Below are 8,250 nucleotides of genomic sequence, written 5' to 3'. Positions count from 1 at the left end.
GGCGCCATCGGCGGAAGCGGCGCGGGCGCGGCGGCGGCGGGCTCCGGTGCGGCGCGCACCACGGTCGTCGTGGGCTTCGGCGGGAGCGGCCCCACCGCGGGCACGACCTTGCCAGGCGGAGCGGGCTTCGGCGCGGACGCGCCTTGCGGCGGCTGCGCGGCTTGCGCGGCTTGCGCGGCTTGCGCGGGCGGCGCGGGCTTCCCGGGCGCTGCGGGCTTCCCCTTGTCCGGCACGTCCCAGCCCGCGTCCACGGACATCATGGCGGGTCGCGCTTGCGGGGCGGGTTTGTCCTCGGCCTTCGGCTCGTCGGGGCGCTCGTCTTTCTCGGCCACGCGTCGATGCTACACGGCTTGCCCGTCGATCGAGCAAGCCCTGGGCAAGTGGAGGCCCTCCTTCACGTGGGGACGGGCGTCAGTTGCACTTCGCGCCGATGCAGGCCGCGAACTCCGCGCCGCACTCGGACTGGATGCACCCGAAGTCGCCGCCGCAGTCGGGAAGCACGCCGACGGCGCAGGTGAGCACCTGGTCCACGAAGAACTGCACGTCGGCGCAGCCCTGGGCGACGCAGTTCGCCACGCACGTCACGCTGAATTTCGGAGGATTCGCGCCGAGATCGAGGCACCCGAGGGCGCACGTGACCACTTCGAGGCAACCCTTCGTCTGGCACGTCCCGCAGTCCTGGGGGCAGATCGAGCACGTCTCGAACGCCTCGCACTTGCCGTTCGGGCACACCGAGCAGACGCCGCAGTCCGCCTGGCACGAAGCGCACGTCTCGGTCCCGGTGCAGATGCCGTCGCCGCACCCCGCGCACTTTCCGCAATCTCCGGGGCACGTGAAGCAGTTCTCGGTGCCCGCGTCGCACTCCTTGTCGCCGCAGCTCGGGCACGCGTCGCAGTCGGGCGCGCAGGAAAGGCAGTCCTCCGGCGACGTGCAGAACCCGTCGCCGCAGCTCGAACACGCGCCGCAGTCCCCGGGGCACGACGCGCACGTCTCGCTCGCGTCGCACGCGCCGTTGCCGCACGTCTGGCAGAGCCCGCAATCGACGGGGCACGTCGCGCAGCTCTCGTTCGGATCACACGTCTTGTCGCCGCAGCCCGCGCACGCCCCGCAGTCGAGCACGCACGTCGCGCAGCTTTCCCCGTCGCCGCACGTTCCATCGCCGCAGCTCGCGCACACCCCGCAGTCGACGGGGCAGTTCTCGCAGGCCTCGATCCCGGTGCACGCGCCGTCGCCGCATCCCGCGCAGAACCCGCAGTCCTGCGCGCAGGTCGCGCACGTCTCCTCGGGATCACACGTGCCGTCGCCACACGCGCCGTCGCCGCCCAGGCTTCCCCCCTCCGCGGGCGTGATGCTCGTGCGGCCGCATCCGGCGAAGGGGAACAACGCGCCGAGCGCGCCGAGCAACATCACCCCGACGAACGACCTCTGCACGAAGCGCCGCGAGCTCTGCATGGGATCCACCTGTCGATACGAAGAAAACGAAGCGAGCGAGCTTCGATCCTACCCGACGAGGCATCCCCGTGCTGCGCGCCTGCGCGGTCTTCTTTCAGGCGCACAAAAAAGGACACCCCGGCGATCCGCGGAAAGCGGATCGCCGGGGTGTAAGTCGTTTCACTTCGGGGCGGCCTCGCCACCAGCCGGCGGCGCAGCCTGGTCGCCCGCCGGAGCGGCGCCGTCAGCCGGCTTCGCATCGGCCGGAGCACCCTCGGCCGGCTTCGCATCGGCCGGGGCACCCTCAGGCGACTTCGCCTCTTCCGCCGGAGCGCCGCCGCAGGCGACCGCGAGGAGGGAAACCGAGAGAGCGAGGATGATGTGCTTGATCATGTTTGTGATCCTCCGTACTAGCTAGAAGCTCCCGCAGACGTCCGACCTGCGGCACTCCCCTGGACGCCCAAGGTCCCTGGAACGGCTCACGTGAACTTCAAAAAAATCTTTGTAGCCGCCGTGAGCCACCTGCCACACCCTGAGCGTCCTTAGACACGCAGGATTAACGAAAATGGCGCCGAGACTTCAGCGCGGTCGGTTGCGGCTCGTCGAGCCATCGCCCCGCCCCACGAACGAGGGCGATGAGGTGGCCGCGACTCCCATCGCCGACGATCGCGCCGAAGCCAAGCGCCCGCCCGAGACCTCGCGTGTCCCCAAAGGCAGGCGCTCCGCCCTCGCCGACCTGCCCGACGCGCAGCTCGTCGGCCTCGGCGCAGAGGGCGACGTCCAGGCCCTCGAGATCCTCTACCGGCGCCACGCGGCCTTCGCGATCAACCTCGCCACGCGGATCGAGGGCTCGCCGCGCGACGTGGAGGACATCGTTCACGACGCGTTCCTCCGCGCCTTCGAGCGCCTGCGTGATCTCACGGATCGCGCGGCGTTCCGCGGCTGGCTCGGCTCGATCGTGGTGCACGCGGTGCGCTCGCGCATGCGCCGCGGCAAGCTCCTGAACCTCCTCGGGCTCGGCCGCGCGAGCGAGCCCGTGGATCTCGACGCGATCGCGAGCCCCGAGGCCTCGCCGCACGTGCGCGCGCAGCTCGCCCAGATCTACGCGCTCCTGCGCACGCTCCCCTCGGACGAGCGCATCGCCTGGACGCTCCGCTGCATCGACGGGCACGAGCTCGAAGCGGTCGCCGGGCTCACGCGGTGCTCGCTCGCCACCGTCAAACGTCGTATCACGCGCGCACAACGCTTCCTCGACGAACACTTCGTCGACCCGACCGGCAAGGAAGAACCGGTGAGCAAAGAGGTGGACCAATGACCCGCCGCGTGGTGCCTCCCCTGCGCCCGCAAGACCTGCGGGATCACGCGGATCCGGCGCGCATCGAGCGCGTCTGGGACCGTCTCGAGCACGATCTGCCCGGACGCCGCGAGCCCGAACGCGCACGCATGACGGGCACACTGCTCGCCGTCGCCGCCGCTGCCGTCGCCGCCTTCAGCGCGGGCCTCTACGTCGGGTCGAGCTCGAGCGGCGAAGGCGGTCCGACCGAGGTCCGCGCGATCGCAGCCGAAAACAATGCGTCGCCGAGCGTGCTCGCCGCAGGGACCCGGCAAGCAAGTTATCCACTGCCCGGCGGCGGCACGTTGACCCTCTCGCCCGGCGCCACCGTGGAGGTCGAGCGTGGCGAAGGCGAAGCCGTGACGTTGCGCCTCCTGCGCGGCGAGGCCTCGGTGGACACGGCCAGCGCGCCCAAGGCCGCGGAGATCGCGCTCGTCGCCGAAGGCGCAGCCCTCTTCGCGCGTGCGGGCAGCGTGGTGTTTGTCCGGCGAAACGAGGCCGACATCGACGTGCGCGTGGCGAGCGGATCGGCGCGCGTCTCCTGGCCCGCTGGCTCGCGCGAGCTCTCGGGCGGCGATGGTCTCGAAGCCGTGCCGATGATCGCGCTCGCCGAGGCCCCGCACGACGATCCGACGAACCCCGATCCGCGCCCGCGCCGCACGATCGCGCCGATGCCCCGCGACATCTCTCCCCGCACGCTCGCGCTGCCGCTGCGCCCCGAAACGCCGGCGGTCGCGATCGCGGCGCCCGACTGGCGCGCCAAGTACAACGCAGGCGAGCTCGCCCAGGCCCTCGAGCTCCTGCGCCAGCAGCCTGGTGGGATCGAAGGCGCCATCGCGTCGTCGAGGAGCGCCGCCGAGCTCGTCGTGATCGGCGACATCGCCCGCGCCAAAGGCGGAGATCCTTCGGCCGCGTTGCTCGCGCTCACCCGCGTCGTCGAAGGCTTCCCGAACGATCCGTACGCGGAGATCGCGGCCTTCACGCTCGGCGGCATGTACGAGAAGATGGGCCAGGCCGATCAAGCACAAAAGTACTTCGAGCGCGCGCGGAGCCTCAAAGGTGTGCTGGCCGAGGACGCCCTCTGCAAACAGATCCGCGCCGAGCACCGCGCCGGTCGGAAGGATGAGGCGGCGCGCATGGGCACGGAGTATTCGAACAAGTACCCCGATGGCCGGTGCAAGGAGGACGTGGAGCGTATTCTCTCGGGCGAGGAGCCCACGCAGGAGGAGCCCCAAGCATCACCGGACGCGGGAGCCGGTGACGCAAGCGCGCCCTGAAACGCTCTGCGCGTGGCGCTCGTCGTCGTCGTCGCCCTTCCCGCGCGCGATGCTCGCCACCCTCGTGACGTTCGTCCTCTCCCCGAGCGCCGCGCGCGCCGAAAGCCCCGCGCCCGCGCCGAGCCCGCCTGCCGAAGCGAAGGCGACGACGGCCCCGCGCCGCGTCGAGGTGCGCCTCTCGCTCTCGCGCGCCGCCGCCGAGGCGCTCGGCGGTGAGTCCCGCGTGCGCCGCCTGCTGGAGATCGAGCTCGACGACACGGGCACGCTCGCGCCCGGCCCAAGCGGTCCACTCGGCGACGACGTGGGTCACGTGTGGATCGACCTGCCGAGCCCGTCGGAGGTCCTCATCGAAGCCCGGCTCGCCGAGCGCGCCGCCGCGCGACGTTTCCTCCTGATCGGCGGCCTGAACCCCGACGTCGCCGCGCGCCTCGTGGCCATCGCCGCGAACGAGCTCGTCCGCGCGCAGGCACGCCCGCTCCGGCCCCGCAAAGCCCCGGCCCCACGCACGCCCACGCCGAAGGAGCTCGAGCTCGCTGCGCGGCGCGCCCCCGCGATCGTCTGGTCGGCCGCGCCGAGCTTCGCCTTCCTGCCCGGTTCGTCCGGCACCTTGTGGGGCGCGGGCGCGTCGCTCGGCTTCCGCGGCGCCGGCGTGAGCGAGCGCGCGACCGCTCGCTGGCTCACGGGCCCCACGAGCGCCGGCCCCACGCGCTGGTTCGAGGTCGGCCTCGCGGTCGACTACCGCGTCTACCTCGGCTCGTCGGTCCGCCTCGCGCTCGGCGCCGACGCTGCGCTCGGCTTCCTGCACCTCGGCGACGCGCGCGCGACGGACGGCATCCTCGGCGCGCGAGACGCGTGGTCCGGCCGCGCGGGCGGCCTGCTCGGCGTCGACGTGCGCGCGTTCGGCCCCGCGTGGCTCGGCCTTCACGTGAGCCCGGGCGCCATCCTCCGGCCCACGCGCTTCGAGACCGCGGGCGGGCTCGGCGGCACCGTCGAGGGGCTCTGGCTCGGCGTGGACCTCGCATTGCAACTCGAGCACCCTCTCGCCCGATCCGTTTTGACGAACCCCCGTTGATCGCTCGCGAGGAAGGGGCCTTGTGCCTCGGCGGCGCGTCTCCATGAACCTCGGGGGGAGTCTTTCGATGCAACACCAGCGAGAGCCCGAGGAGACCTTCGTGCTCGGGCCTGCGAGCGCGGGGCGTGCGCTGCGCGCGCGCTTCGGCTCATTCGTCGGCGCCGACTACCTTCCCGGCAAGACGGCGATGCGCGACGCGCTTTGCGAGCGGTTCGGCGTCTCGCAGCTCGAAGCCGAGGAGCTCTGCGACGCGCTCGAAGCTTCGGGCGCGCTGCGCTTCATCAGCACGCCCGACGGCGAGGGCTTCCACATCGACAGCGACGTGGTCGACGAGGCCGCGTAACGCGCCTCCTGCCTCGCCGCGCGTCGAGCGACCTCGGGGCACGCGTGTTGCCCCCTCGCCGGGGGAGCAGCTCGGCCCGGCGCGCGCGCTGCCACCGGAGGAGCCACCATGTTGGACCGAGGCTGGACGATCTTCCGCATTCGCGGCATCCCCGTGAAGCTCCACATCACGCTCGTCCTGTTTCTCCCGTACGTCGCGTTCGTCACGTCCTCCCAGTTCAAGGCCATCGCTGACGCCGTCGGCGTCCCGCGGAGTGATCTGCACCTGCCGCCGCTCGTGTGGGGCACGATCCTCGCGGTCGGGCTCTTCGTCTCCATCCTGCTGCACGAGCTCGCGCACTGCCTCGTCGCGGTCTCGAACGGCGTCCGCGTCCGATCGATCACGCTCATGATGCTCGGCGGCGTTTCGCGCATGGAGCGTGACGTGCGGCCCGAGCGCGAGGCGTGGATGGCCTTCGCCGGGCCGCTGTCGAGCTTCGGCATCGCCGTCGCTTGCTGGCTCGCCTCGCTCTTGCCGCTTCTCGCCGAGGTGCGCGTCGCCTTCCTCGCGCTCGCGCTCGCCAACGCGGTCCTCGGCGCGTTCAACCTCCTGCCCGCCTTCCCGATGGACGGCGGCCGCGTCCTGCGCGGCCTCCTCTCGACGCGGCTCGGCATCCGACGCGCGACGAGCGTGGCCGCGACGATCGGCAAGGGCATGGCCGTGATCTTCGGCCTCTTCGGCCTGCTCTCGTTCAACGTGCTGCTCGTGCTCATCGCGGTGTTCGTGTACATGGGCGCGGCGGGCGAGCAGGGGCGCAGCCAGTGGAGGCAGGTCCTCGAAGGTTTGCCCGTGGCCGAGGTGATGACCGATCGGCTCGGCGAGGCGCACGCGGACGAACGCGCGGGCGAGGTCGCGCGGCGGCTCTTCCGGCAGAACCTCGCGGGCGCGCTCGTGGTCGACAACGGGCACGCGCATGCGCACGAGCACGACGCGCTCGATCCGGAGCACGTGCTCGGCGTGGTGACGGCGTGGGACCTCGCGCGTCCCGAGCTTCACCGCGTGCCCGACGCGACCGTAGGCAAGGCCATGCGGACGGACGTGCCACGCGTGCACACCCGGGACGACGCCGCGGCCACGCTCGATGCGCTGGTGAGTGGAGAAGCGGAAGCGGTGCTCGTGCTCGACGAAGGCGAGCACGTCGTGGGTCTCGTGACGCCGGCCGACCTGCAGCGCGCGCTCGCGCTCCTCGGTGCGGCCGGCGGACGGGGTCGTTAGTCCCGAGGGGGACGCCTCGCGTCCCCCTCTCAGCCAGGCAATGCCCGGCGGATTCATCCCCCGAGGCGAGCTCGCTTCGCGACCTCGCAGAGCAGCGACTCGTTCGCTGCTCTAGGCGCTCATCTTCGGAATGATCAGACGCACGCGTGCGCCGCCGCTCGGCGCATCCTCGATCTCGAGGTGCATGCGCACGTGCGCCGCCACCGCCGTCGCGGCGATGAGCGAGATTCCCGCCGGACGACCTGCCGCGAGCACCTCGAAATCACGGCTCAACACGCCGGTCCTCGCCGCCTCGGGCAGCGGGTGCCCGGCGTCGTCGACCGCGAGCGCGTACCCGCCGCTCGTATGCTCGGCGAGCGTCAGCACCACCTCCGTGCCCGGCGGCGATGCGCTGATCGCATGATCGAGCAGCGCGTGCATCAGCACCGTCAGCGCCCCGATCTGCGTCACCTCGTACGCGCTCTGCGGCGCGTGCAGCGTCACGCGCACGTCGTGCCGTGCTGCGCGCCCCATGTCGTCGCGCACCACATCCCGCAGCGCCTCGGCGATGTCCACGTGCCGCGGCAGCTCGCCGATCGGGCACGCGCCGAGCCGCGCGAGGTCCCCCATCGTCTCCGACGCCGCCGTCACGTGCCGCATCGCGCTCGCCACGATGTCGCCGACTTCGCCCTGCCGATCCCGGAGCGGCAAGAGGTCGCGCGTGATCGCCGAGAAGATGCCGCGCAGCTCCGACACGAGCCCACGCATGCCGGCCACGAGCACCGCGAGCCCCTCGCTGCTCACCGGCTCGATCGACGCGCTCGCCGGCGGCAAGCTCGACACCTTCGCGTTGCCGCTCGCGAACACCGCCGCGAGCTCTTTCGCGTAGGCCTCGCCTTGCTCCTGCGCGGCCTTCAGCTCGCGCTTCAGGTTCTCGAGCTCCAGCCGCTGCATGTCCACGTCGGCCGGCAGCACCAGCGTCTGCATCGAGCCGTCGAGCTCGAGCCGCCCGCCGTGCCGGATCGCCATGCGCGACAGCCACGCGCGCTCCGACTCGAATGTCGCGGGCTGGTCGGGACCGAGCACCACGCTGACCTTCACCTCTTCGCCTTCGCGGCGCACGCTCACCTCGGAGGTGCCCTTCGCGTTCGCCGGGTCGCCGGCTTGACCGACGAGCAAGAGCAGCATGCGACGCAGCTCGGCTTCGTCGCCGAACACCGTCGTGCCCTCGCCCATCTCGATCTGCACGCGCGCCTCGGGCGCGACCTCCCACATGAGCTGCGCGAGATCGATCTTGCCTCGCCGCCCTCGGCTCGCGGGATGCCCGTGGAGCGAGGCCAGCATGCCGACGGCCTCGTCGAGCTGGTTCAGCGTCGTCTCCACGGCGACCGTGCTCTCGCCGTCGGGCACGCGAACGGAGCCCGGGGGCCCGTCCTGGATGATCACTCCCTGGCGGAGCTTCTGCGCTGCAGTGCGGGCTTCCTGCGCGAGCAGCCACGTCAGCTCGTTGCGCGTCAATCGATCGCTCGTCACCCGATCTCCGTCCTCTGCGCTTTCTTCG

The 8,250-nt window shown here is 71.8% G+C and carries 8 protein-coding genes and 1 pseudogene; 5 read left to right on the top strand and 4 right to left on the bottom strand.

Going from position 1 to position 8,250, the window contains the following annotated elements:
- From QHF89_RS27395 to QHF89_RS27385, 3 genes and pseudogenes are all read right to left on the bottom strand, one after another.
- Positions 1–332, bottom strand: a pseudogene (locus QHF89_RS27395) (hypothetical protein); the annotation flags it as partial.
- A 79-nt stretch (positions 333–411) separates the two neighbouring features.
- Positions 412–1,452 (bottom strand): hypothetical protein, encoded by a 1,041-nt coding sequence (locus tag QHF89_RS27390; protein ID WP_136970576.1) that lies wholly within the window; start codon positions 1,450–1,452, stop codon positions 412–414.
- Positions 1,453–1,611: 159 nt separating this feature from the next.
- Positions 1,612–1,824 carry a hypothetical protein gene (locus tag QHF89_RS27385; protein WP_136932207.1) on the bottom strand — a complete coding sequence of 71 codons (213 nt, stop codon included), beginning with the start codon at positions 1,822–1,824 and terminating at the stop codon, positions 1,612–1,614.
- 247 nt (positions 1,825–2,071) lie between these two features.
- On the opposite strand from QHF89_RS27385, the gene QHF89_RS27380 reads away from it, so the two are divergent.
- The 5 genes from QHF89_RS27380 to QHF89_RS27360 all read left to right on the top strand — a co-directional run bounded on the left by QHF89_RS27380 (position 2,072) and on the right by QHF89_RS27360 (position 6,710).
- The gene (locus QHF89_RS27380) at positions 2,072–2,746 is read left to right on the top strand and encodes an RNA polymerase sigma factor (protein ID WP_232379781.1); all 675 of its coding nucleotides are present in this window, start codon (positions 2,072–2,074) and stop codon (positions 2,744–2,746) included.
- Positions 2,743–4,041 (top strand): FecR domain-containing protein, encoded by a 1,299-nt coding sequence (locus QHF89_RS27375; protein ID WP_136970577.1) that lies wholly within the window; start codon positions 2,743–2,745, stop codon positions 4,039–4,041. Before QHF89_RS27380 ends, QHF89_RS27375 begins: the two co-directional genes overlap by 4 nt.
- On the top strand, positions 4,022–5,113 hold the full coding sequence (locus QHF89_RS27370) for a hypothetical protein (RefSeq protein WP_136970578.1): 1,092 nt from the start codon (positions 4,022–4,024) through the stop codon (positions 5,111–5,113). The genes QHF89_RS27375 and QHF89_RS27370 overlap by 20 nt, the downstream gene beginning before the upstream one ends.
- 67 nt (positions 5,114–5,180) lie before the next feature.
- On the top strand, positions 5,181–5,456 hold the full coding sequence (locus QHF89_RS27365; RefSeq protein ID WP_136970579.1) for a hypothetical protein: 276 nt from the start codon (positions 5,181–5,183) through the stop codon (positions 5,454–5,456).
- Positions 5,457–5,564: 108 nt separating this feature from the next.
- Complete coding sequence (locus tag QHF89_RS27360; protein WP_136970580.1) at positions 5,565–6,710, top strand: site-2 protease family protein; 1,146 nt, start codon at positions 5,565–5,567, stop codon at positions 6,708–6,710.
- 111 nt (positions 6,711–6,821) lie between these two features.
- On the opposite strand, the gene QHF89_RS27355 is transcribed toward QHF89_RS27360, so the two are convergent.
- Entirely contained in the window at positions 6,822–8,222 is a 1,401-nt protein-coding gene (locus QHF89_RS27355; RefSeq protein WP_284720994.1) for a histidine kinase, read from the bottom strand.
- Positions 8,223–8,250: the final 28 nt, after the last annotated feature.

The organism is Polyangium sorediatum (assembly GCF_029946465.1).
GTDB lineage: Bacteria > Myxococcota_A > Polyangia > Polyangiales > Polyangiaceae > Polyangium > Polyangium fumosum.
The sequence above is the reverse complement of the archived record's forward strand: the minus strand, read 5'-3'. Positions and strand labels throughout refer to the sequence as shown.

Bases quoted from the DNA above. Each gene is read 5' to 3' on its own strand.
- QHF89_RS27375 (WP_136970577.1), top strand. From the start codon at position 2,743: ATGACCCGCCGCGTGGTGCCTCCCCTGCGCCCGCAAGACCTGCGGGAT.
- QHF89_RS27385 (WP_136932207.1), bottom strand. From the start codon at position 1,824: ATGATCAAGCACATCATCCTCGCTCTCTCGGTTTCCCTCCTCGCGGTC.
- QHF89_RS27390 (WP_136970576.1), bottom strand. From the start codon at position 1,452: ATGCAGAGCTCGCGGCGCTTCGTGCAGAGGTCGTTCGTCGGGGTGATG.
- QHF89_RS27365 (WP_136970579.1), top strand. From the start codon at position 5,181: ATGCAACACCAGCGAGAGCCCGAGGAGACCTTCGTGCTCGGGCCTGCG.
- QHF89_RS27360 (WP_136970580.1), top strand. From the start codon at position 5,565: ATGTTGGACCGAGGCTGGACGATCTTCCGCATTCGCGGCATCCCCGTG.